Source organism: Pseudomonas sp. D8002, from assembly GCF_013385695.1.
GTDB lineage: Bacteria > Pseudomonadota > Gammaproteobacteria > Pseudomonadales > Pseudomonadaceae > Aquipseudomonas.
In genome coordinates this window covers 316,374-338,418 of sequence record NZ_JACAPM010000024.1, presented here as the reverse complement: position 1 = coordinate 338,418, position 22,045 = coordinate 316,374, and the positions used below count along the sequence as shown (strand labels likewise).

At 60.7% G+C, this 22,045-nt stretch carries 20 protein-coding genes; 15 read left to right on the top strand and 5 right to left on the bottom strand.

Going from position 1 to position 22,045, the window contains the following annotated elements; translation table 11 throughout:
• The first annotated feature begins 100 nt into the window (after nt 1-100).
• The 5 genes from HX807_RS14435 to HX807_RS14415 are packed head-to-tail and all read left to right on the top strand — an operon-like array spanning nt 101 to nt 4,089.
• Entirely contained in the window at nt 101-1,069 is a 969-nt protein-coding gene (locus tag HX807_RS14435) for a sulfonate ABC transporter substrate-binding protein (RefSeq protein WP_177050299.1), read from the top strand.
• A gap of 25 nt (nt 1,070-1,094) precedes the next feature.
• Entirely contained in the window at nt 1,095-2,243 is a 1,149-nt protein-coding gene (gene ssuD / locus HX807_RS14430; protein ID WP_003213905.1) for an FMNH2-dependent alkanesulfonate monooxygenase, read from the top strand.
• 9 nt (nt 2,244-2,252) lie between these two features.
• Entirely contained in the window at nt 2,253-3,041 is a 789-nt protein-coding gene (ssuC, locus tag HX807_RS14425; RefSeq protein ID WP_008438905.1) for an aliphatic sulfonate ABC transporter permease SsuC, read from the top strand.
• Nucleotides 3,038-3,844, top strand: coding sequence for an aliphatic sulfonates ABC transporter ATP-binding protein (gene ssuB / locus HX807_RS14420; protein WP_008438906.1), 807 nt, complete (start codon nt 3,038-3,040; stop codon nt 3,842-3,844). The genes ssuC and ssuB overlap by 4 nt, the downstream gene beginning before the upstream one ends.
• 29 nt (nt 3,845-3,873) lie before the next feature.
• The gene (locus HX807_RS14415) at nt 3,874-4,089 is read left to right on the top strand and encodes a molybdopterin-binding protein (protein ID WP_003213899.1); all 216 of its coding nucleotides are present in this window, start codon (nt 3,874-3,876) and stop codon (nt 4,087-4,089) included.
• A gap of 171 nt (nt 4,090-4,260) precedes the next feature.
• Here HX807_RS14415 and HX807_RS14410 read toward each other — a convergent pair whose 3' ends face one another.
• Entirely contained in the window at nt 4,261-4,899 is a 639-nt protein-coding gene (locus HX807_RS14410) for a TetR/AcrR family transcriptional regulator (protein WP_003213896.1), read from the bottom strand.
• Between the two features lie 252 nt (nt 4,900-5,151).
• The gene (locus tag HX807_RS14405; RefSeq protein ID WP_003213894.1) at nt 5,152-6,528 is read right to left on the bottom strand and encodes a glutamine synthetase family protein; all 1,377 of its coding nucleotides are present in this window, start codon (nt 6,526-6,528) and stop codon (nt 5,152-5,154) included.
• Between the two features lie 278 nt (nt 6,529-6,806).
• Here HX807_RS14405 and HX807_RS14400 point away from each other — a divergent pair, with 278 nt between their 5' ends.
• The 8 genes from HX807_RS14400 to HX807_RS14365 all read left to right on the top strand — a co-directional run bounded on the left by HX807_RS14400 (nt 6,807) and on the right by HX807_RS14365 (nt 15,988).
• On the top strand, nt 6,807-7,586 hold the full coding sequence (locus HX807_RS14400; protein ID WP_003213893.1) for a gamma-glutamyl-gamma-aminobutyrate hydrolase family protein: 780 nt from the start codon (nt 6,807-6,809) through the stop codon (nt 7,584-7,586).
• Nucleotides 7,587-7,625: 39 nt separating this feature from the next.
• Nucleotides 7,626-8,984 (top strand): glutamine synthetase family protein, encoded by a 1,359-nt coding sequence (locus tag HX807_RS14395; protein ID WP_003213891.1) that lies wholly within the window; start codon nt 7,626-7,628, stop codon nt 8,982-8,984.
• Nucleotides 8,985-9,042: 58 nt separating this feature from the next.
• Nucleotides 9,043-10,407, top strand: coding sequence for an aspartate aminotransferase family protein (locus tag HX807_RS14390; RefSeq protein ID WP_003213889.1), 1,365 nt, complete (start codon nt 9,043-9,045; stop codon nt 10,405-10,407).
• A 207-nt stretch (nt 10,408-10,614) separates the two neighbouring features.
• Nucleotides 10,615-11,709 (top strand): polyamine ABC transporter substrate-binding protein, encoded by a 1,095-nt coding sequence (locus HX807_RS14385; RefSeq protein ID WP_003213887.1) that lies wholly within the window; start codon nt 10,615-10,617, stop codon nt 11,707-11,709.
• Between the two features lie 165 nt (nt 11,710-11,874).
• On the top strand, nt 11,875-12,969 hold the full coding sequence (locus tag HX807_RS14380) for a polyamine ABC transporter substrate-binding protein (RefSeq protein WP_177050297.1): 1,095 nt from the start codon (nt 11,875-11,877) through the stop codon (nt 12,967-12,969).
• Nucleotides 12,970-13,044: 75 nt separating this feature from the next.
• Nucleotides 13,045-14,187: an ABC transporter ATP-binding protein gene (locus HX807_RS14375; protein ID WP_003195240.1), complete on the top strand. Its 1,143-nt coding sequence runs from the start codon at nt 13,045-13,047 to the stop codon at nt 14,185-14,187.
• Nucleotides 14,184-15,104, top strand: a complete 921-nt coding sequence (locus HX807_RS14370) for an ABC transporter permease subunit (RefSeq protein ID WP_003213882.1) — start codon at nt 14,184-14,186, stop codon at nt 15,102-15,104. Before HX807_RS14375 ends, HX807_RS14370 begins: the two co-directional genes overlap by 4 nt.
• Nucleotides 15,101-15,988 carry an ABC transporter permease subunit gene (locus HX807_RS14365; RefSeq protein WP_008438909.1) on the top strand — a complete coding sequence of 296 codons (888 nt, stop codon included), beginning with the start codon at nt 15,101-15,103 and terminating at the stop codon, nt 15,986-15,988. The genes HX807_RS14370 and HX807_RS14365 overlap by 4 nt, the downstream gene beginning before the upstream one ends.
• Nucleotides 15,989-16,132: 144 nt before the next feature.
• Here HX807_RS14365 and HX807_RS14360 read toward each other — a convergent pair whose 3' ends face one another.
• Nucleotides 16,133-16,774, bottom strand: coding sequence for an HD domain-containing protein (locus HX807_RS14360; protein WP_003213877.1), 642 nt, complete (start codon nt 16,772-16,774; stop codon nt 16,133-16,135).
• Between the two features lie 264 nt (nt 16,775-17,038).
• Between HX807_RS14360 and HX807_RS14355 the strand changes: the two genes are divergently transcribed.
• Nucleotides 17,039-18,004: a GlxA family transcriptional regulator gene (locus tag HX807_RS14355; protein ID WP_003213876.1), complete on the top strand. Its 966-nt coding sequence runs from the start codon at nt 17,039-17,041 to the stop codon at nt 18,002-18,004.
• On the opposite strand, the gene HX807_RS14350 is transcribed toward HX807_RS14355, so the two are convergent.
• Nucleotides 17,982-18,335, bottom strand: a complete 354-nt coding sequence (locus HX807_RS14350; protein ID WP_134327497.1) for a carboxymuconolactone decarboxylase family protein — start codon at nt 18,333-18,335, stop codon at nt 17,982-17,984. The two genes, HX807_RS14355 and HX807_RS14350, sit on opposite strands and share 23 nt — an antisense overlap.
• A gap of 99 nt (nt 18,336-18,434) precedes the next feature.
• Here HX807_RS14350 and HX807_RS14345 point away from each other — a divergent pair, with 99 nt between their 5' ends.
• Nucleotides 18,435-19,337, top strand: coding sequence for an AraC family transcriptional regulator (locus HX807_RS14345; RefSeq protein WP_177050295.1), 903 nt, complete (start codon nt 18,435-18,437; stop codon nt 19,335-19,337).
• A gap of 131 nt (nt 19,338-19,468) precedes the next feature.
• Here the strand turns inward: HX807_RS14345 and HX807_RS14340 are convergent, their stop codons facing one another.
• Entirely contained in the window at nt 19,469-21,832 is a 2,364-nt protein-coding gene (locus tag HX807_RS14340; RefSeq protein ID WP_177050293.1) for a penicillin acylase family protein, read from the bottom strand.
• Between the last annotated feature and the right edge of the window lie 213 nt (nt 21,833-22,045).

The window sequence follows — 22,045 nt, the reverse complement described above, 5'->3', positions numbered from 1 at the left end:
CAGCTTTACCTGGATTCAACAAGTACTACTCACCTTACTCAGCCGCCAACGGCCAAGCAGGTGCAGCCAACCCCCTAATCGTATATTTGGAGAGAGCGCCATGCGCACTGTCATCTTGCGTCGTGGTCTGGTCGCACTGTTTGCTGCGGCTGTGTCCTTCGGCGCCATCGTTCAAGCCCAGGCCGCCGAAACCTTGCGGATCGGCTATCAGAAATACGGCACCCTGGTGCTGCTCAAGGCCAAGGGCTCGCTGGAAAAGCGCCTGGCCGAGCAGGGCGTGCAGGTGCAGTGGACCGAGTTTCCCGGCGGCCCGCAGCTGCTGGAAGGGTTGAACGTAGGCTCCATCGACTTCGGCGTGACGGGTGAAACCCCGCCAGTGTTCGCCCAGGCTGCCGGTGCCGATCTGCTCTACGTCGCCTATGAACCGCCGGCGCCTACCAGCGAAGCGATCCTGGTACCGAAAGACTCGCCGATCAAATCGGTGCAAGACCTCAAGGGCAAGAAAGTCGTCCTCAATAAAGGCTCCAACGTGCATTACCTGCTGGTACGTGCCCTGGAAGATGCCGGCCTGAAATACACCGACGTGCAGACCGTGTTCCTGCCGCCCGCCGATGCCCGCGCCGCGTTCGAGCGTGGCAGCGTCGATGCCTGGGTGATCTGGGACCCGTACCAGGCAGCCGCCGAGAAGCAACTGCAAGCCCGCACCCTGCGTGACGGCACCGGCATTGCCGACAACCATCAGTTCTACCTGGCCACCAAGCCGTACGCCGAAAAACACCCTGACGTGATCAAGACGCTGGTGGAAGAAGTCCGCGCCGTGGGCGAATGGTCCAAGGCCAACCCGGAACAAGTCACCGAACAAGTTGCTCCGCTGCTGGGCCTGCCGGCCGACATCACCCTGACCTCGGTAAAACGCCAGGGCTACGGTGCGCAGTTCCTGACGCCTGAAGTGATCGCGGCGCAACAGAAAATCGCCGACAGCTTCTACCAACTCAAATTGATCCCCAAACCCTTGAGCATCAAGGACGTGATCTGGACACCACCTGCCGCCGTTGCCAAAGCGCCGTAATCCGACTTCTTCAGGAGACAACTCCATGAGCCTCAATATTTTCTGGTTTCTGCCTACCCACGGCGACGGCCATTACCTTGGCACCGCCGAAGGCGCTCGCGCCGTAGACCACGGTTATCTGCAGCAAGTGGCCCAGGCGGCCGACCGCCTTGGCTTCGGCGGGGTACTGATCCCCACCGGCCGCTCCTGCGAAGATTCGTGGCTGGTGGCGGCGTCGCTGATCCCGGTGACCCAACGCTTGAAATTCCTTGTCGCGCTGCGCCCCGGGATCATTTCCCCGACGGTGGCTGCGCGTCAGGCCGCGACCCTGGATCGTCTGTCCGGCGGCCGGGCGTTGTTCAACCTGGTGACCGGTGGAGACCCGGATGAATTGGCCGGCGACGGTTTGTTCCTGAGCCATGAAGAGCGTTACCAGGCGTCGGTGGAGTTCACCCGCATCTGGCGCCGCGTACTGGAAGGCGAGACCGTCGATTACGACGGCCAGCACATCAGCGTCAAAGGCGCCAAGTTGCTCTATCCGCCGATCCAGCAACCGCGTCCGCCGCTGTATTTCGGTGGCTCTTCCGAAGCGGCCCAGGACCTGGCAGCCGAACAAGTGGAAATGGTCCTGACCTGGGGCGAGCCTCCGGCTGCGGTGGCGGAAAAGATTGCACAGGTTCGCGCCAAGGCCGCCAAGCTCGGGCGTACCCTGCGCTTCGGCATTCGCCTGCATGTGATCGTGCGTGAAACCAACGCCGAAGCCTGGCAGGCCGCCGACAAACTGATCTCCCACGTGGACGATGAAACCATCGCCCGCGCCCAGGCGTCGTTGTCGCGCTTTGATTCCGTAGGCCAGCAACGCATGGCCGCCTTGCACGGCGGCAGCCGCGACAACCTGGAAGTCAGCCCCAACCTGTGGGCGGGCGTAGGCCTGGTACGCGGTGGCGCCGGCACGGCACTGGTGGGCGATGGCCCGACCGTGGCCGCGCGGGTGAAGGAATACGCGGACCTCGGTATCGATACCTTTATCTTCTCCGGCTATCCACACCTGGAAGAGTCGTATCGCGTAGCGGAGTTGCTGTTCCCGCATCTGGACATCGAGCGTCCCGAGTTGCCGAAAGGCGCCGGCTACGTCAGCCCGTTCGGCGAAATGGTCGCCAACGACATTCTTCCCAAAGCTGCGTCCCAGAGCTGAGGCGCCGCCATGAACCTTGAAAAGTTAAGTCATCGATTGGCGCCCTGGGCGCTGCCGATCCTGTTGCTGGCGGTATGGCAGCTGTCCGTCTCGGCCGGCTGGTTGTCGACGCGCATTCTGCCGGCACCCAGCGCGGTGATCGAAGCAGGTGTCAGCCTGGTGCGCAGCGGCGAAATCTGGACCCACCTGGCCATCAGCGGCTGGCGTGCGGGCCTGGGCTTTGTGATCGGCGGCAGCATCGGCCTGACCCTGGGTTTTATTACCGGCCTGTCGACCTGGGGTGAACGCCTGCTGGACAGCTCGGTGCAGATGATCCGCAACGTGCCGCACCTGGCGCTGATCCCGCTGGTGATCCTGTGGTTCGGCATCGACGAGACGGCGAAGATATTCCTGGTCGCCCTCGGCACGCTGTTCCCGATCTATCTCAATACTTACCACGGCATCCGCAACGTCGACCCGGCGCTGGTGGAAATGGCCCGCAGTTATGGCCTGTCCGGTTTCAGCCTGTTTCGCCAAGTGATTTTGCCGGGCGCCTTGCCTTCGATTCTGGTGGGCGTGCGCTTCGCGCTGGGCTTTATGTGGCTGACGTTGATCGTCGCGGAAACCATCTCCGCCAGTTCCGGTATCGGCTACCTGGCGATGAACGCCCGGGAATTCCTGCAGACCGACGTGGTGGTTCTGGCGATCGTGCTTTACGCGGTCCTCGGCAAGCTGGCAGACCTGGCGGCGCGAGGCCTGGAGCGAGTCTGGCTGCGCTGGCACCCGGCTTATCAAGTGAATAAAGGAGGTGCGGCATGACCGCTCAACAACCTCCACGCCTGCTGCGGGGCATTCCCCTGGCAGTGCGCAAGTTGCGCAAGGCTTTCGGCGCGCGGGAAGTGCTGAAGGAAATCGACCTGCATATTCCTGCCGGTCAATTCGTGGCGGTCGTGGGCCGCAGTGGCTGCGGCAAAAGTACCTTGCTGCGCCTGCTGGCCGGGCTGGACAAAGCCAGCGGCGGCGAACTGCTCGCCGGCTCCGCGCCGCTGAGCGAAGCGATTGAAGACACGCGGTTGATGTTCCAGGAAGCGCGCCTGCTGCCGTGGAAAAAGATCATCGACAACGTGGGCCTTGGCCTCAAGGGCAACTGGCGCCCGCAGGCACTGGAAGCGCTGGAAGCGGTCGGCCTGGCCGAGCGCGCCAATGAGTGGCCGGCGGCGTTGTCCGGTGGCCAGAAACAGCGCGTGGCCCTGGCCCGCGCCCTGATCCACCAACCGCGCCTGTTGCTGCTGGACGAACCGCTGGGGGCGCTGGATGCCCTGACCCGGATCGAGATGCAGCAACTGATCGAGAACCTCTGGCAGAAGCACGGCTTCACCGTGTTGCTGGTGACCCACGACGTCAGCGAAGCCGTGGCCATTGCCGACCGGGTGATTTTGATCGAAGACGGCGAAATCGGCCTCGACCTGCACGTGGAACTCCCACGTCCGCGGGTGCGTGGCTCCCACCGCCTGGCGGCGCTGGAAACCGAAGTGCTTAACCGTGTGTTGTCGCTGCCCGGCACCCCGCCGGAACCCGAACCTGTTTCACCGCTGCCTACGCAATTGCGTTGGGCTCAATAACTCACTTGTCTTACACAGGAATAACGACCATGACTATCAAAGCCATCAACGTGCGTAACCAGTTCAAAGGCACCATCAAGGAAATCGTCGAAGGCGACGTGCTGTCGGAAATCGACGTACAGACCGCGTCCGGCATCGTCACTTCCGTGATCACCACCCGCTCGGTGAAAGAGCTGGAACTGGTGATCGGCAGTGAAGTGATTGCCTTCGTGAAATCCACCGAGGTGTCGATCGCCAAGTTGTGATCAATGGTTCGCACAAACCCCGAAGGTGAAAGCCTGTCGGGGTTTTTGTCGTTCTCAAGATTGCTTTCGCGAGCAAGCCCGCTCCCACATTTGACCGAGTTCTACCTTTGGAATACGGTCGAATGTGGGAGCGGGCTTGCTCGCGAAGAGGCCCGGACAGGCAACAAAAAATCAGAGCGCAGCCACCCGCTTGGGCAAGAACGCCGGCAGATAAAGCCCCACATACGCATCAAACACCCGCATGCCTTCCTCGGCCATGCGCGGGGTGATTTGCCCGTGCTGATGCACCGAGCGCGCGTAGACGCGGTCGCTCAGTTCCAGGGCCAGGGCAAACACGTCGACATCGGCGGGCAGGCTCGGCACCTCGAAGTGCCGGTTGAACACCTCAAACATCAGGTTTCCCAGCTCCAGGTCGTGCTGGCGGTCGGCCTGTGTCACTTCGGTCAACCCGTGCTGGGCCAGGATCAATTGGCGGGCGGCGGCGTCGTTGCTGTAGATGCTGAGCATGCGCTGCTCCACCACGCAGGACAGGTCGCGCCAGTGCTTGAGTGAATCATGATCGATGGGCGCCTGAATGGCCGCGCGAAAGGCCGCATGAACGTCAGCGGTCAGCGCCTCCAGCAACGCCGGCACGCTGGCGAAGAAGTGATACACCGATGACGGTGGAATCTGCGCCCGCTCGGCCACGCTGTAGATCGACAGGCTGGCCACGCCTTCGGCGGCCAGCAAGGTGCGGGCGGCATCGAGGATCGCGTCGATCCGGGCCTGGCTGCGGGCGCGGGGTTTGCGAGGAGTGGCAGGGCGATTCATTGAAGTCTCCTACAGGGCAGCGGGCATTGTACGCAGAGCCACTGGATGATCCATACCCTGTGGCGAGGGAGCTTGCTCCCGCTGGACTGCGCAGCAGGCCCAAGACCTGCACCTCGGTTCCGCCTGAAAGAACCCGGTGTTCTTATTGGGGCCGCTTCGCAGCCCGGCGGGAGCAGGCTCCCTCGCCACAACAGCCATAAAAAAACGCCGTAGGCCAAAGGCCTGCGGCGTTCTTTTTAGCCCGGCAACCGCTTACACGGTATGCAGGTACCAGTTGTACTCAAGGTCGGAGATGGAGTGTTCGAACTCCTCCAGCTCACTTTCCTTACAGGCGACGAAGATATCGATGTATTTAGGATCGATGTACTTGGCCATCACCTCGCTGTCGTCCAACTCGCGCAGGGCATCACGCAGGTTGTTCGGCAGGCTCTGTTCGTTCTGCTCGTAGCTGTTGCCTTCCACCGGTGCGCCAGGCTCGATCTTGTTGGTCAGGCCGTGATGCACGCCCGCCAATACCGAAGCCATCAGCAGGTAAGGGTTGGCATCAGCCCCGGCCACACGGTGTTCGATACGTACGGCGTCGGACGAGCCGGTCGGTACGCGAATCGCCACGGTGCGGTTATCCAGGCCCCAGCACGGCGAGTTCGGCACGTAGAACTGTGCGCCGAAACGACGGTAGGAGTTGACGTTAGGGCACAGGAACGCCATTTGGGCGGGTAGGGTCTCCAGCACACCGCCGATCGCGTGACGCAATGCGGCGTTCTGCTCGGGATCCTCGCTGGCAAAGATGTTCTTGCCGTCCTTGTCCAGGATCGAAATGTGCACGTGTAGGCCGTTGCCTGCCTGGCCCGGGTAAGGCTTGGCCATGAAGGTGGTGTCCATCTCATGGTCGTAGGCGATGTTCTTGATCAAGCGCTTGAGCAGTACCGCGTAGTCGCAGGCCTTTATAGGGTCGGCAACGTGGTGCAGGTTCACTTCGAACTGCGCCGGGGCACTTTCCTTGACGATGGCGTCGGCAGGGATGCCTTGCTCTTTTGCACCTTCCAGAATGTCCTGGAGGCAGTCGACGTATTCGTCGAGGTCGTCGATCAGGTAGACCTGTGTCGAGTGCGGGCGTTTGCCGGAGATCGGCGAGCGGGGCGGTTGTGGCCGGCCATTCACGTTCTCCTGGTCAATCAGGTAGAACTCCAGCTCGAATGCGGCGCAGATGGTCAGACCGAGGTCGTCAAATTTGCTTACAACTTGGCGGAGTACTTCGCGAGGATCGGCGAAGAAAGGTTCACCTTCGAGTTCGTGCATGGTCATCAGCAGTTGCGCGGTTGGGCGCTTTTGCCAGGGTTCATTGCACAGGGTGTCGGGGATTGGATAACAGATTCGGTCAGCATCACCGATGTCCAGACCCAGGCCGGTGCTTTCCACCGTTGAGCCGTTGATATCCAGGGCAAATAGAGAGGCAGGCAGGTTAATGCCCTTCTCGTAAACCTTGTGGAGGCTGGTGCGTTCGATGCGCTTGCCGCGCACCACACCATTCATATCCGCAATTAGAAGGTCTACGTACAGAACCTCAGGATGATCCTTAAGGAACGCGTTCGCTTCGTTAAGCTGAACGGCACGCGGGGGTACCGACATGATGCAACACCTTTGTTGTTAAAAATATCAATCATTGATCTCTTCGGGTTTCAGTCAACCCGAACGGCATGCCGAAGTCAAGCGAGGCCTTTTTTGCCCTAAAAAAGCGCCGTGAGGGCTTTTTTGGGGCTTTTTGGGGCAATTTTTTGGGATTGGGGCTCTTGGAACCAGCACGTTTGAGCGGGCCGTGTTGTATTTTTTACGGGGGTGTTGTGTAAAAAAATGAACAAGGCTAAGCTCGATTCAAACCCATAACAGCAATAATACCGGGGTGCTTCATGTCTCGCCTGCCGTTAATCGGCGTCACCGCCTGCTCCAAACAGGTCGGTCTGCATGCTTATCACATCAGTGGCGACAAATACGTCCGTGCAGTGGCCACCGCTGCCAAGGGCTTGCCGTTGATTATTCCGTCCCTGGCGGATCTGCTCGACCCGGCCAATATTCTTGACGGCCTGGACGGCATTCTATTTACCGGCTCACCTTCCAATATCGAACCCTTTCACTACGACGGTCCGGCCAGCGCGCCCGGGACTGCTCATGATTCTGCACGGGACCAAACCACTCTGCCGCTGCTGCGTGCAGCCATAGCGGCCGGTGTTCCGGTGCTGGGGATTTGCCGTGGCTTCCAGGAAATGAACGTGGCGTTTGGCGGCAGCCTGCACCAGAAGGTTCATGAAGTGCCGGGCATGATGGATCACCGCGAAGACGACACCCAGCCGCTGGACATCCAGTACGGCCCGGCACATCCGGTAACCATCTCCCCGAATGGGGTATTGGCAAGCCTGGGCTTGCCGTCGACGATCCAGGTCAACTCGATTCATTCACAGGGCATTGATCGCCTGGCGGCCGGTTTCCAGGTCGAGGCCACCGCGCCGGATGGCCTGATCGAAGGCTTTTCAGTGCCCGCGGGCAAGGCTTTTGCTTTAGGAGTGCAATGGCACCCCGAATGGCAGGTAAGCTCTAACCCGCACTACCTCGCAATCTTCCAGGCATTTGGCAATGCCTGTCGAAAGCGGGTGATGCAACGCGACGCGGATGCTGCGTCAACTTACGCCTGACCTTTAATGGATGTCAGGAAACACAGCCCAGAGGCATTTATGAGTAACAACCTCGACCAGCTCACCGATTGGTTGAAAGACCACAAGATCACAGAAGTCGAATGCATGATTGGCGACCTCACCGGCATCACCCGGGGCAAGATCTCGCCGACCAACAAGTTCATCGCCGAAAAAGGCATGCGCCTGCCCGAAAGCGTTCTGTTGCAGACCGTGACCGGCGACTATGTCGAAGACGACATCTATTACGAATTGCTCGACCCGGCCGACATCGACATGATCTGCCGCCCGGACGAGAACGCGGTGTACCTCGTGCCCTGGGCCATAGAGCCTACGGCCCAGGTGATCCACGACACCTACGACAAGCAAGGCAACCCGATCGAGCTGTCGCCGCGCAACGTGCTCAAGAAAGTCCTCAAGCTCTACGCCGATAAAGGCTGGCAGCCCATCGTGGCGCCGGAGATGGAGTTCTACCTGACCAAACGCTGCGAAGACCCGGACTTCCCGCTGCAACCGCCGATTGGCCGCTCCGGTCGCCCGGAGACTGGCCGCCAGTCCTTCTCTATAGAAGCGGCCAACGAATTCGACCCGTTGTTCGAAGACGTCTACGACTGGTGCGAATTGCAGGAACTGGACCTCGACACGTTGATCCACGAAGACGGCACGGCGCAGATGGAAATCAACTTCCGTCACGGCGACGCACTGTCCCTGGCCGACCAGATCCTGGTGTTCAAGCGCACCATGCGCGAAGCGGCGCTCAAGCACGACGTGGCAGCCACCTTCATGGCCAAGCCCATGACCGGCGAGCCCGGCAGCGCGATGCACCTGCACCAGAGCATCATCGATATCGCCACCGGCAAGAACGTGTTCTCCAATGAAGACGGGACCAAGAGCGAGCTGTTTTTGCACCACATCGGCGGCCTGCAGAAGTTCATCCCCGAGCTGTTGCCGCTGTTCGCCCCTAACGTCAACTCGTTCCGCCGCTTCCTGCCCGACACCTCGGCGCCGGTCAACGTGGAGTGGGGCGAAGAGAACCGCACCGTTGGCCTGCGGGTTCCGGACGCCGGCCCACAAAACCGTCGGGTGGAAAACCGCCTGCCCGGTGCCGACGCCAACCCGTACCTGGCGATTGCCGCCAGCCTGCTGTGTGGCTACATCGGCATGGTCGAAGGCATCAGCCCAAGCGCGCCGGTGGTGGGCCGTGGTTACGAGCGCCGCAACCTGCGCCTGCCGCTGACCATCGAAGACGCCCTGGAACGCATGGAAAACAGCAAGACCATCGAGAAATACCTGGGTCACAAATTCATCACAGGCTACGTCGCGGTCAAGCGGGCCGAGCATGAAAACTTCAAGCGCGTGATCAGTTCGTGGGAGCGGGAATTCCTGCTCTTCGCCGTCTGATGCGCCGGGCGCGCCCTTCAAACGGCGCGTCCTCACCTGAAACATCTAGGAGATTGGTATGTCCAGCAACAACCCGCAAACCCGTGAATGGCAAGCCTTGAGCAGCGATCACCACCTGGCGCCGTTCAGCGACTTCAAGCAATTGAAAGAGAAAGGCCCACGGATCATCACCAAAGCCCACGGCGTTTACCTGTGGGACAGCGAAGGCAACAAGATTCTCGACGGCATGGCCGGCCTGTGGTGCGTGGCGATCGGTTACGGTCGCGATGAACTGGCTGATGCGGCCGCCAAGCAGATGAAAGAACTGCCTTACTACAACCTGTTCTTCCAGACCGCCCACCCGCCGGTGCTGGAACTGGCCAAAGCCATCTCCGATATCGCCCCACAAGGCATGAACCATGTGTTCTTCACCGGCTCCGGCTCCGAAGGCAACGACACCATGCTGCGTATGGTCCGCCACTACTGGGCGATCAAAGGCCAGCCGAACAAGAAAACCATCATCAGCCGCAAGAATGGCTACCACGGTTCAACCGTGGCCGGCGCCAGCCTGGGCGGCATGACTTATATGCATGAACAAGGCGACTTGCCGATCCCGGGCATCGTCCACATCGCCCAGCCTTACTGGTTCGGCGAAGGCGGCGACATGAGCCCGGAAGAATTCGGCGTGTGGGCGGCCAACCAGCTGGAAGAGAAGATCCTGGAACTGGGCGTGGACAACGTCGGTGCCTTTATTGCCGAGCCGATCCAGGGTGCCGGTGGCGTGATCGTGCCGCCAGACAGCTACTGGCCGCGCATCAAGGAAATCCTCGCCAAGTACGACATCCTGTTCGTGGCTGACGAAGTGATCTGTGGGTTTGGCCGCACCGGTGAGTGGTTCGGTAGCGATTTCTACGGCCTCAAGCCCGACATGATGACCATCGCCAAGGGCCTGACCTCCGGCTACATCCCGATGGGCGGCCTGATCGTGCGCGACGAAGTGGTCGCCGTGCTGAACGAAGGCGGTGATTTCAACCACGGCTTCACCTATTCCGGTCACCCGGTGGCGGCAGCGGTAGCCCTGGAAAACATCCGCATCATGCGCGATGAACAAATTGTTAAGCACGTGCACGACGAAACGGCACCCTATTTGCAAAAGCGTTTGAGGGAACTGGCTGATCACCCGCTGGTGGGTGAAGTTCGCGGTGTGGGCATGCTCGGTGCCATCGAACTGGTTCAGGACAAGGCAACGCGCAAGCGTTATGAAGGCCGTGGTGTTGGCATGATCTGCCGCACGTTCTGCTTCGAGAATGGCCTGATCATGCGCGCCGTGGGCGACACCATGATCATTTCGCCACCGTTGGTGATCAGCAAGGCCGAGATAGACGAGTTGGTGACCAAGGCGCGGCACTGCCTGGACCTGACTTTGGCGGCATTGCAGGGCTAAATGCTAGGCTCAGAACGCAGCGCCTGTCGGACGCTGCTTCTGGGGTGTTAGAAAAGCGGGGCATTGGTTGAAAGCCAGCCCCTGAACTTGCCAGACTGTCGCCCTGTTTTGTCGCCCTTAGACGGGCTGCGAAACACGTTGTAATTAAAGAACGAACGTGGCCCAAAAAAGAAAAAATTGGAGCATGACCGAATGAAGGCATTAGGTTTGAAGAACGCTGGCAAGACCCTCCTGGCCTTGTCCCTGATGGGGGCCATGGCAGGCGCGGCACACGCCGACGATAAAGTGCTGCACGTTTATAACTGGTCCGACTACATCGCACCGGACACCATCGCGAACTTTGAAAAAGAGTCCGGGATCAAGGTGGTCTATGACGTGTTCGACTCCAACGAAACCCTGGAAGCCAAGTTGCTGGCAGGCAAGTCCGGCTACGACATTGTCGTGCCGTCGAACAACTTCCTCGCCAAGCAGATCAAGGCCGGTGTTTACCAGGAACTGGACAAGTCCAAGCTGTCGAACTACGACAACTTGAACAAGTCCCTGCTTAAAGCCGTGTCCATCAGCGACCCGGACAACAAGCACGCCTTCCCGTACATGTGGGGCTCGATCGGCATCGGCTACAACCCGGAGAAGGTCAAGGCCGCACTGGGCATCGACAAGATCGACTCGTGGGACACCATCCTCAAGCCGGAAAACCTCGCCAAGCTCAAAGGCTGCGGTGTGAGCTTCCTCGATTCGCCAACCGAAATGCTGCCAGTGGCACTGCATTATCTGGGCCTGCCGACCGACACCCAGAAGAAGGAAGACCTCAAGCAAGCCGAGGCCCTGTTCCTCAAGCTGCGTCCTTCGATCGGCTACTTCCACTCGTCCAAGTACATTTCCGACCTGGCCAACGGCAACATCTGCGTAGCCGTGGGTTATTCGGGTGACGTGCAACAGGCCAAGTCCCGCGCGGCTGAAGCCGGTGGCAAGGTCAAGGTTGCCTATGACATTCCGAAAGAAGGTGCCGGCAGCTTCTATGACATGGTCGCCATCCCTAAAGATGCCGAGAACGTCGACGCTGCCTACAAGTTCATGAACTACCTGCTGAAGCCGGAAGTCATGGCGGGCATTACCAACAGCGTACGTTTCCCGAACGGTAACGAGAAAGCTACCGCGTTGGTCGACAAAGACATCACCAGCGACCCAGGCATTTATCCGCCAGCGGACGTGCAAGCCAAGCTGTATGCCATTGCTGACTTGCCGGCTGCTACTCAGCGGGAAATGACCCGCAGCTGGACCAAAATCAAATCGGGCAAGTAAAGCCGCTTTGATACCTGTTTTGCTAACTGCCGCGATGCGCGCGGTGGTTAGCGAAACAATTAAATGACAGAAAGTTTTGCCGGATCGGTTTATCGAGGGTAAGTTGCGCGCCGGTTTTGTTGCCGGGCAACAACTTCGGGCCCAACTATTTAAGAGGACCTCCACTTGCCAATTTCTTTATTTCGCAAAGCCTTGCTGGTGGGTGCAGGTATCACGCTGGCTGTCAGCGTGCAGGCCGCGCCGACTGTGCATATTTATAACTGGTCGGACTACATCGGCCCGGACACCCTGGCCAACTTTGAAAAGGCCACCGGCATCAAGCCGGTCTATGACGTGTTTGATTCCAACGAAACCCTGGAAGGCAAGTTACTTGCCGGGCGTACCGGGTATGACGTGGTAGTGCCGTCGAACCACTTCCTTGGCAAGCAGATCAAGGCCGGGGCGTTCCAGAAAATCGACAAATCGCAACTGACCAACTACGCCAACCTCGACCCGGCGTTGCTCAAGCGCCTGGAAAAGAACGATCCGGGCAACCAGTACGCCGTGCCGTATCTGTGGGGCACCAACGGTATTGGTTACAACGTAGATAAAGTCAAAGAAGTGCTGGGCGTCGACAAGATCGACTCCTGGGCCGTGCTGTTCGAGCCGGAAAACATGAAGAAGCTGGCCACGTGCGGTGTGTCGTTCATGGACTCGGCGGATGAAATGCTGCCGGCGGTGCTCAACTACATGGGCCTCAACCCCAACAGCACCAACCCTGAAGACTACAAGAAGGCTGAAGAGAAACTCCTGAAAGTGCGTCCCTACGTGACCTACTTCCATTCTTCCAAATACATCTCGGACCTGGCCAACGGCAACATCTGCGTGGCGGCCGGTTTCTCCGGTGATGTGTTCCAGGCCAAGGCTCGTGCAGCCGAGGCGGGCAAGGGCGTGAACATCGCCTATGTGATTCCGAAAGAAGGCGGCAACCTGTGGTTCGACGTGCTGGCCATCCCCAAGGATGCCACCAACGTCAAAGAGGCCCTCGCCTTCATCAACTATTTGCTGAAACCTGAAGTGATCGCTCAGGTCAGTGATTACGTCGGTTACGCCAACCCTAACCCAGGGGCGGACAAACTGATGGAGCAATCGATACGCACCGACGAAGCGGTTTACCCACCGCAGGCGGTTCTCGACCGGACTTTTGTCAACTTCGAGCTACCCCCGAAAGTGCAACGTTTGATGACCCGTAGCTGGACCAAGGTCAAGACGGGCAAGTAAGGCTTAACGCTCAAACTATCCAAGGCTGGCCCGTATTGGGCGAGCTGCACTCTTTTTATTCTGGGAGTTTCGTAAATGGCAGTTGCCTCCGGCGCCTATAAGAAAGCCCTCGAGGGCGACCAGACACCGAAAAAGGTGCTGGTCAAAATCGACCGGGTCACGAAGAAGTTCGACGAGACGATTGCGGTGGACGATGTGTCCCTGGAAATCAAGAAAGGCGAAATCTTCGCCTTGCTCGGCGGATCGGGTTCGGGCAAATCCACCTTGCTGCGCATGCTCGCAGGCTTCGAGCGCCCAACGGAAGGACGCATTTACCTCGACGGTGTGGACATCACCGACATGCCGCCGTACGAGCGGCCGATCAACATGATGTTCCAGTCCTACGCCTTGTTCCCCCACATGACCGTGGCCCAGAACATCGCGTTTGGCCTGCAGCAGGACAAGATCCCCAAGGCCGAGGTCGACGCCCGTGTGGCCGAGATGCTCAAGCTGGTGCAGATGAGCCAGTACGCCAAGCGCAAGCCGCACCAGCTGTCTGGCGGCCAGCGTCAGCGGGTGGCGCTGGCGCGTTCCCTGGCCAAGCGTCCGAAACTGCTGCTGCTCGATGAGCCGATGGGCGCACTCGACAAGAAGCTGCGTTCGCAGATGCAACTGGAACTGGTGGAGATCATCGAGCGCGTGGGCGTGACCTGCGTGATGGTGACCCACGACCAGGAAGAGGCCATGACCATGGCCGAGCGCATCGCGATCATGCACCTGGGCTGGATCGCCCAGATCGGCAGCCCGATCGACATCTATGAAACGCCGACCAGCCGCCTGGTGTGCGAGTTCATCGGCAACGTCAACATCTTCGACACCCAGGTGGTGGACGACGCCGAAGGCCACGCGGTACTCAAGTGCCCGGACCTGGACCGCGATATCTACGTCGGCTACGGCATCGCCACTTCGGTGGAAGACAAGTCGGTGACCTACGCCATCCGCCCTGAAAAGCTGCTGGTGACCACCGAAATGCCGACCTGCGAGCACAACTGGTCCAGCGGCAAGGTGCACGACATCGCCTACCTCGGCGGCCATTCGGTGTTCTACGTCGAATTGCCGAGCGGCAAGCTGGTGCAATCCTTCGTGGCCAACGCCGAACGCCGTGGCCAGCGCCCTACCTGGGGCGACCAGGTGTACGTGTGGTGGGAAGACGACAGCGGCGTGGTACTTCGCTCATGAACATGAAGAAGTTCAAACGCCAGCTGCAACGAATAACCCCCGGTGGCCGGCATGTGGTCATCGGGATCCCTTTCCTCTGGTTGTTCCTGTTCTTCATGCTGCCGTTCTTCATCGTCTTGAAGATCAGCTTTGCCGAAGCCGACGTAGCGATCCCGCCTTACACCGAGATCTACACCTTCGTTGAACAGAAACTGCAGTTGGTGCTGAACCTGGCCAACTACGGGATGCTGGGCGATGACGAGTTGTACATCGCGGCGTACCTGGGCTCGCTGAAGATGGCGTTTTTCAGCACCATCCTCTGCCTGCTGATCGGCTACCCGATGGCCTACGCCATTGCCAGCGCACGCAAGGAAATCCAGACCGTGCTGGTGCTGCTGATCATGATGCCGACCTGGACTGCGATCCTGATCCGGGTCTATGCGTGGATGGGCATCCTCAGCAACAACGGGTTGCTCAACGGCTTCCTGATGTCCATCGGGTTGATCAACGAACCGCTGCAGATTCTCAACACCAACATCGCGGTGTATATCGGCGTGGTCTATTCGTACCTGCCGTTCATGATCCTGCCGCTGTACGCCAACCTGGTGAAGCACGACCAGAGCCTGCTGGAAGCCGCGTCGGACCTGGGTTCGAGCACCTTCAACAGCTTCTGGAAAATCACCGTGCCGCTGTCCAAGAACGGCATCATCGCCGGCTGCATGCTGGTATTTATCCCGGTGGTGGGCGAGTTCGTGATCCCGGAACTGCTGGGCGGTCCGGAAACCCTGATGATCGGTAAAGTGTTGTGGCAAGAATTCTTCAACAACCGTGACTGGCCGGTGGCGTCTGCCCTGGCGGTGGTGATGCTGGCGATCCTGATCGTGCCGATCATCCTGTTCAACCGCAGCCAAGCCAAAGAGATGGAGGGCAAGATATGAAGCGCGTCAGTTTCTCAAGCTTCATGCTGGTGGCGGGGTTGCTGTTCATCTACCTGCCGATGCTGATCCTGGTGATCTACTCGTTCAACGAATCCAAACTGGTGACGGTGTGGGGCGGTTGGTCGATCAAGTGGTACGTCGGCCTGTTGGACAACACCCAGTTGATGGGCTCGGTCGGTCGCTCCCTGGAAATCGCCTGCTACACCGCGATTGCGGCGGTGGCACTCGGTACATTGGCGGCGTTCGTGCTGACGCGCATCAGCCAGTTCAAGGGCCGCACGCTGTTCGGCGGCCTGGTGACGGCGCCGCTGGTGATGCCGGAAGTGATCACCGGCCTGTCGCTGTTGCTGCTGTTCGTGGCCATGGCGCAGATGATCGGCTGGCCGCAGGAACGTGGCCTGGTGACCATCTGGATCGCCCACACCACGTTCTGTTCGGCGTATGTGGCGGTGGTGGTGTCGGCGCGCTTGCGTGAGCTGGACCTGTCGATTGAAGAGGCAGCCATGGACCTGGGTGCGCGGCCGTGGAAGGTGTTCTTCCTGATCACCATCCCGATGATCGCGCCGTCGCTGGCGGCGGGCGGCATGATGTCGTTCGCGCTGTCGCTGGATGACCTGGTGTTGGCCAGCTTCGTGTCGGGGCCGGGTTCGACCACGTTGCCGATGGAAGTGTTCTCGGCGGTGCGCCTGGGGGTTAAACCCGAGATCAACGCCGTGGCCAGCCTGATTCTGTTGGCGGTGTCGATCGTGACGTTCCTGGTGTGGTTCTTCAGCCGTCGTGCCGAAGAGCACCGCAAGAAAGCGATCCAGCAGGCGATTGAAGAAGCGGCTGCGGATGGTTGGGAGAAGCCGGCGGATTCGCGTCGGGCTCCAGCGCCGGTCTAATCAGGTAGCCCTGAAGAAACCGGATCAAAAATGTGGGAGCGGGCTTGCTCGCGAAAGCGCAGTGTCAGTCACCGGATGTATTGACTGATCCACTGCCTTCGCGAGCAAGCCCGCTCCCACATTTTGATTGCATTCCAATTCGGGTTAAGCAGTCCAAGGCGACTTGCGAATCACCTCGACGAAATTCATCGGCTTGAACCCCGGCTCCTGATCCACCAGCACATCGGTCTTCACGTTGCCAAACGTGGTCTGCGGGCGATGGCGCAGGCCGTCGGCAAACGCGCAGATGATGCACTCCTTGAACCCTTCACCCCGTGGATGCGCATGCACCACCGCTTCGCGCTGCACGCTGGTAAACGCCGCGTACTCCATTCCCAGCACATCCATTTCCACGCCCGCGGTCACCAGCGCCACGGTTGGACGCAAGTGCTTGGGCACCCCCGGTGTGGTGTGCAGGGCGATGGACAACCACACCTGTTCGATGTCGTCATCGCTCAACCCGTAAGGCTTGAGAAAGTCCGCCGCCGCGTTGGCGCCGTCCACTTCAAAGCGTTCGTCGTCACTGCGGTGACCTTCCACCAGGCCCAGGTCGTGGAACATCGCGCCGACGTACAGCAACTCCGGGTTATAGGCCAACTGCTGGCGCTCGCCGCTCAATGCGCCGAACAGGAACACCCGGCGGGAGTGGTGGTAGAGCAGGTCGGATTCGATGTCGCGGATGTATTCGGTGGTGGCCTTGGCCAGGGCGCTGTCCGGGATCTTGATGCCGGCGATGGTGGTGCTCATGGTCGTTCTCCTCAAGAAAGCGCCGGGTGGCGCCGATGAGTCCAGTCTGGTCGCGCGCCCGCGAAGGGGCCATCGCGTCGAGGATGCGATCCCGGCCAATGTGCCGCGATATCGCGCCAAGGCTATGCGCGATCAAATGTAGGAGCTGGCTTGCCTGCGATAGCATCACCTCGGTATACCTGCTACACCGAGGTGTCTGCATAGCCGGCAAGCCAGCTCCTACAAGGGTTGTGTTTATTCAGTTAGAAAAAGGTGTTTCTGCTCATGGGCAAAACCGTCGCCATCCTGATCTTCCCCGGCGTCCAGTCACTGGACGTGACCGGGCCCCTGGATGTGTTCTGCGAGGCCAACCGTTTTCTGCCGCCCGAGGCGCATTACCAGCTGGAGGTGATTGGCCTGGGGCACGGCAACATGGCCTGTTCCAACGGCTTGTCCTTGCAGGCACACCGGCATTTCAGCGAGGCCCTCGAGCCTTACGACTTGTTGTTGATGGCCGGCGGGCCGCAGCTGCCCTTCGAGGATTTCGGCCCGGTGTTCAATCAATGGCTGCGTGACGCCAGTGCGCGAGCCCGGCGCTTCGGCTCCATCTGCAACGGTGCCTTCATGCTCGCCCGCGCCGGGTTGCTGGACGGGCGCACCGTCACCACCCACTGGGGCGACGCTGCCGATCTGGCCGCCTTATGCCCATCGGCCCAGGTCGAAGCCGACCGCCTCTATGTGCAGGACGGCAACCTCTACACCTCGGCCGGGGTGACGGCGGGCATAGACCTGTCGCTGTACCTGCTGGCCCAGGACCACGGCCCGGAAGTCGCCCTCAGCGTGGCCAAGCGCCTGGTGGTGTTCACCCAGCGTTCCGGCGGGCAGTCGCAGTTCAGCCCGTTCCTGACACCCCACGCGCAAGCCACCTCGGCGGTGGCGCTGGTGCAGCTGTATGTATTGGCCAACCTGACGGGCGACCTGACCATCGCCGACCTGGCCAAAGCCGCCAACATGAGCGCGCGCAACTTCTCGCGGGTATTTGCCCGGGAAGCGCAGATCACTCCGGCGGAGTTCGTCGAGCGGGCGCGGGTGGATGCGGCGCGGGTGATGCTCGAAAGCACCCACGCACCGCTCAAGACCGTGGCGTATCAATGCGGCTTTCGCGATGCCCAGCACATGCGCAGTGTGTTCAATCGCCGGCTGGGCGTGACGCCGCAACAATTCCGGCTTAATTTTGCGGCGCCGGTTTGAGCGTGTCATAGGCTTCCAGGGCGCGCAGCGAGTAGATATACGCCGCGCCGGCATTCAGCGAGATCGCGGTGGCCAGGGTCGCGGCCACTTCTTCGCGGGTGGCGCCGGCCTTGATCGCCGCGTCGGCATGCACGCCGATGCAGCCGTCACAGCGGGTGGTGATGGCCACGGCGATGGAAATCAGCTCACGGGTCTTGGCATCGAGGACGTCATTTTCCTCGGCTGCTTCCCCCAGCGCCATGTAGGCTTTGACCATCTTCGGGTTGCTCTTGCCCAGCGTGCCAAAGGCTTTCTTCACGGTAGGCAGCAAGTCGGACCAGTTATTGAACATCGTGTTAACTCCTGAACGGGTTGGGTGTGAAGCCAGTGTGCGCGGTTCAGGTTTGGCGCTTTTGTTCGATCCACTCACCTTTTTGACCGATGCTCGCAAATGAACTCCATCGACACCCTCATCGCGTTGGCCAACCTGCGGGGCAGCCTGGACTTGCGTTGCCAGTTCCAGGGCGCCTGGGCCATGGACCACGAGCCCGAGCCGATGGGCGTGGCGCCGTATCACATTGTGCTGGCGGGCACGTGCCGCGCCGAATTGTCCGGCGGGCAGCAGGTGACGCTGGAGGAGGGCGACATCCTGTTGATGCCCGGTGGCGCGACGCACCTGGTGCGCAGCCAGGGCGCGCGGGTAAAGCCGATGGCGCAGACCGTGATCGAAGGCGGCTTGCTGCCGATCCATCGCCTGGGCGGTGAGCAGCCGGACGTGGACATGCTCTGCGGCAGCTTTCGCTACAACCGCCAGTCGTTGCTGTTCAGTGCGTTGCCGGACTACCTGGTGGTGTCCAGCCGGCAATGGCAGGCCGATGGGCAGCTGGCGGCATTGATCGCACTGCTGCGCAGCGAGGCGGACGGGCAGCGGCTGGGGGCGCGGTTTTTCATTGATGCGCTGTCGTCGGCGTTGTTCACCCTGATCCTGCGGGCATGGCTGACGCAGCAAGCGCCGGTGGCGGGCACCTTTGCCTTGTTGACCGACAAACGCCTGGGCAAGGCCTGGCAGGCGATGCTGGCGGATCCCGGCCATGAGTGGACCATCGACAGCCTGGCCAGCGCCGCGTCGATGTCCCGGGCGACCTTCATGCGTGGGTTTGTCAAAGTGGCAGGCGTGTCGCCGTGGGTGTTGCTGACGCAGTTGCGTATGGAGCTGGCGTTCAACCTGCTGCATCAGTCGCGGCTGAGCCTGACGGATATTGCCGCTCGGGCGGGGTATCAATCCCAGGCGGCGTTCAGCAAGAAATTCAAGGAAACCTACGGTGAGGCGCCGGGGCGGCTGCGTACCCGCTAGAAGCAACAACGCAGATCAAAATGTGGGAGCGGGCTTGCTCGCGAATGCGGAGTGTCAGTCACCAGATGTATTGACTGATCCACCGCATTCGCGAGCAAGCCCGCTCCCACATTGATTTTTTGTTTCTTCAGTTATTGCGGTGTCCGGGCCGGCAACAGCTTGAGCGTACTGCGGGTATTCGCCGTCACTTCCTCATCATTGAAATGCGCCTGCTCATACCCGCCTTCGATGTACGTTTCCGCCTGATCGGAATAGTGCTTGTCGAACGGCACACCACTCTGCCCGACCGGGTTGATGGTCAGCCCATGTGCGGCATCGGCGAAATCAATCAGGCGTCGGGTCGACGGCCCGTACGTCACCGGCCACGGCGCCGGGCCGATCTGTGCGGATTGGTTGTTGGGCACTTCATGGGTGCCGGGAGCGGCAAACGGGCCTACGTTGACGATCTTGTCCAACGGCTTCTGCGAGCCCAGTGGATGGCCGTGGGTCAGGGTGTGGGCCTTGCCCCATTGCCACTGCGATGGGTCGTCACCAAAGGTCGCCTTGAGGTGTTGCAGGCTGTTGTCCCAGGCAAGCTTGACGGTCTCGGCGCGGTGGCCATCCCACCACGGCGAATCCGCTGAAGCGGCCAGGCGCGGCAAGGCTGCGTCCACTACCCGGGTGGTGAGCAAGGTCTTGAACATCCCATCGCCCAGTTTCGGGTGGAACGCCGCGTCAGTGAGGTTGAACAGGAACTGGTTGAACAACGTGGCACTGGTGGAGTCCAGCGGGTAATCGCCTTTCCAGGCTGCCAGTTGCTCCACCAGCTTCAACTGCGCCGGGTCCTTGACCACGTCACGCAGCACCGGCAGCAGCGGTGCCAGCAGCCGTGGCCCGTAGGCGGTGGTGGTGCCGAGCTGCAAGGCCTGGCTGTTGTCCACGTCCCATTTCACGCTGTTGTCGCTCAGTTGCGCGTTCAACTGCTGGCCACGGTCTGCCAGGTTGTAATACCCGGGGATCGGCATGCCGATGGGTGACGCGGGCTGGGCATTGGCGGACACCACATAACCGCGGGCCGGGTTTTCTTCCTGGGGGTTGGCGCTGAATGGGTAGAAACCGAGCTTGTCCGCCTGGGCGGTACTGCCGTCGAGGATAAAGCCCGGGTTGACCCCGGCCGGGCGGATCGGCAATTGCGCCGCCGCCCACCAGCCGATATCGCCCTTGGCATTGGCCCATACGATGTTCAAGCCAGGCGCCTGGACCTTGGCCGCCGCCGCACGCGCTTTGGCGAGGGTATCGGCACGGTTGAGCTGATAGAAACCGTCGAGGATCGGGTTTTCGGTATCCAGGAATGCCCACCACATGGCAATCGGCGTCTTGCCGGCATTCTCGCCGAGCACGTCGTTGATGATCGGACCGTGGGGCGAGGTGCGCAGCGTCAAGGTTACCGGGTCCTGGCCCTTGACCGCGATCTGTTGCTCGCTGCTGGTCATGTCCACCCACTTGTCGTGGTACCAGACCTGGTTGGGGTTGTCCGGGTTGACCTTCTCGGCGATCAGGTCGAGGTCATCGTTCTGGAACATGGTCAGGCTCCAGCCGAAATCCTTGTTGTGGCCCAGGAACGCCACCGGCACCAGCGCGTTGTGATAGCCGTAAAGCTCGAAGCCCGGCGCCGACAGCTGCGCCTCGTACCACACCGACGGCACCGAGAAACGGATATGCGGGTCACCCGCCAGCAACGGTTTGCCGCTCTTGGTGCGGCTGCCGCTGATGGCCCAGGCGTTGCTGCCTTCGAACTGCGGCAGGCCGTTGTCGGCCATGGCCTGTTCGCTCAACTGGGCAATGGCGCCGAGGTCTTTCCAGTCACCGGCCGCCAGGTTCAGCGCGCCCTTGGGCTGCCAGTCGAGGTCGAAGACCTTCAGGTAGTCGTTGCCCAACTGATCGCGTACGTAGGTCAGCAAGGGTTCGGTGCGAAAGGCTGCGGCAAAGCTGTAGGCCAGGTAGCCGGCGACGCTGATGGTGTCTTCGGCGGTGAACGGGCGCTTGGGGATGCCCAGTACGTCGAACTCCATGGGTTTGGCGTGGCTGTCCTGATACTGGTTGACCCCGTCCAGGTAGGCTTGCAGGGCCTTCCAGGACGCAGACTCATGGTCCATGTGTTCGACGTAGCTCAAGGCGCGCTCGCGAATGCGCAGGCTGCGAAATAGCTTGTCGGTCTCCAGCAACTTGGGGCCCAGCACCTCGGCCAGCTCGCCACGGGACAGGCGCCGCATGATCTCCATCTGGAACAACCGGTCCTGGGCATGCACGTAGCCGAGGGCACGGTACAGGTCGGTCTCGTTCTCGGCGCGGATATGCGGCACGCCTCGGTCGTCGTAGCGCACCGTGACCGAACCTTGCAGATGGGCCAGCTCCACCGTGCCCTGGCGGGTCGGCTGCTTGCTGTACACGTACCAGCCGGCGCCAACCATAAGGGCTACGAGCAGGATGGCCAGCGCGGTCAGGATGCGTTTCATGGGTTGTCCCTTATTAGTCGGTCACCGTGAAGATTCGGGCAGTTTAGTGGGTTTGGCGAGCGCTGCGGAAAATGCTCTCGGGTTCGTGCTCCCTGAACCTGAGCTGCATGAAGTGGGGGTTCTGAAGTGGGCCGCGGGTGGGCGGAGTATTATGTTTACTCTGTTACATGAAACCAGCGGCGCGATGATTCACCCCGTCATCCGGGCGCGCCT

Excerpts from the sequence above, each read along its gene's own strand:
- ssuC (WP_008438905.1), top strand. The coding sequence starts at position 2,253 with ATGAACCTTGAAAAGTTAAGTCATCGATTGGCGCCCTGGGCGCTGCCG.
- HX807_RS14365 (WP_008438909.1), top strand. The coding sequence starts at position 15,101 with ATGAAGCGCGTCAGTTTCTCAAGCTTCATGCTGGTGGCGGGGTTGCTG.
- HX807_RS14405 (WP_003213894.1), bottom strand. The coding sequence starts at position 6,528 with ATGTCGGTACCCCCGCGTGCCGTTCAGCTTAACGAAGCGAACGCGTTC.
- ssuD (WP_003213905.1), top strand. The coding sequence starts at position 1,095 with ATGAGCCTCAATATTTTCTGGTTTCTGCCTACCCACGGCGACGGCCAT.
- HX807_RS14435 (WP_177050299.1), top strand. The coding sequence starts at position 101 with ATGCGCACTGTCATCTTGCGTCGTGGTCTGGTCGCACTGTTTGCTGCG.
- HX807_RS14350 (WP_134327497.1), bottom strand. The coding sequence starts at position 18,335 with ATGTTCAATAACTGGTCCGACTTGCTGCCTACCGTGAAGAAAGCCTTT.
- HX807_RS14395 (WP_003213891.1), top strand. The coding sequence starts at position 7,626 with ATGAGTAACAACCTCGACCAGCTCACCGATTGGTTGAAAGACCACAAG.
- HX807_RS14370 (WP_003213882.1), top strand. The coding sequence starts at position 14,184 with ATGAACATGAAGAAGTTCAAACGCCAGCTGCAACGAATAACCCCCGGT.
- HX807_RS14345 (WP_177050295.1), top strand. The coding sequence starts at position 18,435 with ATGAACTCCATCGACACCCTCATCGCGTTGGCCAACCTGCGGGGCAGC.
- HX807_RS14360 (WP_003213877.1), bottom strand. The coding sequence starts at position 16,774 with ATGAGCACCACCATCGCCGGCATCAAGATCCCGGACAGCGCCCTGGCC.
- HX807_RS14375 (WP_003195240.1), top strand. The coding sequence starts at position 13,045 with ATGGCAGTTGCCTCCGGCGCCTATAAGAAAGCCCTCGAGGGCGACCAG.
- HX807_RS14415 (WP_003213899.1), top strand. The coding sequence starts at position 3,874 with ATGACTATCAAAGCCATCAACGTGCGTAACCAGTTCAAAGGCACCATC.
- HX807_RS14400 (WP_003213893.1), top strand. The coding sequence starts at position 6,807 with ATGTCTCGCCTGCCGTTAATCGGCGTCACCGCCTGCTCCAAACAGGTC.
- HX807_RS14390 (WP_003213889.1), top strand. The coding sequence starts at position 9,043 with ATGTCCAGCAACAACCCGCAAACCCGTGAATGGCAAGCCTTGAGCAGC.
- HX807_RS14355 (WP_003213876.1), top strand. The coding sequence starts at position 17,039 with ATGGGCAAAACCGTCGCCATCCTGATCTTCCCCGGCGTCCAGTCACTG.
- HX807_RS14340 (WP_177050293.1), bottom strand. The coding sequence starts at position 21,832 with ATGAAACGCATCCTGACCGCGCTGGCCATCCTGCTCGTAGCCCTTATG.
- HX807_RS14410 (WP_003213896.1), bottom strand. The coding sequence starts at position 4,899 with ATGAATCGCCCTGCCACTCCTCGCAAACCCCGCGCCCGCAGCCAGGCC.
- ssuB (WP_008438906.1), top strand. The coding sequence starts at position 3,038 with ATGACCGCTCAACAACCTCCACGCCTGCTGCGGGGCATTCCCCTGGCA.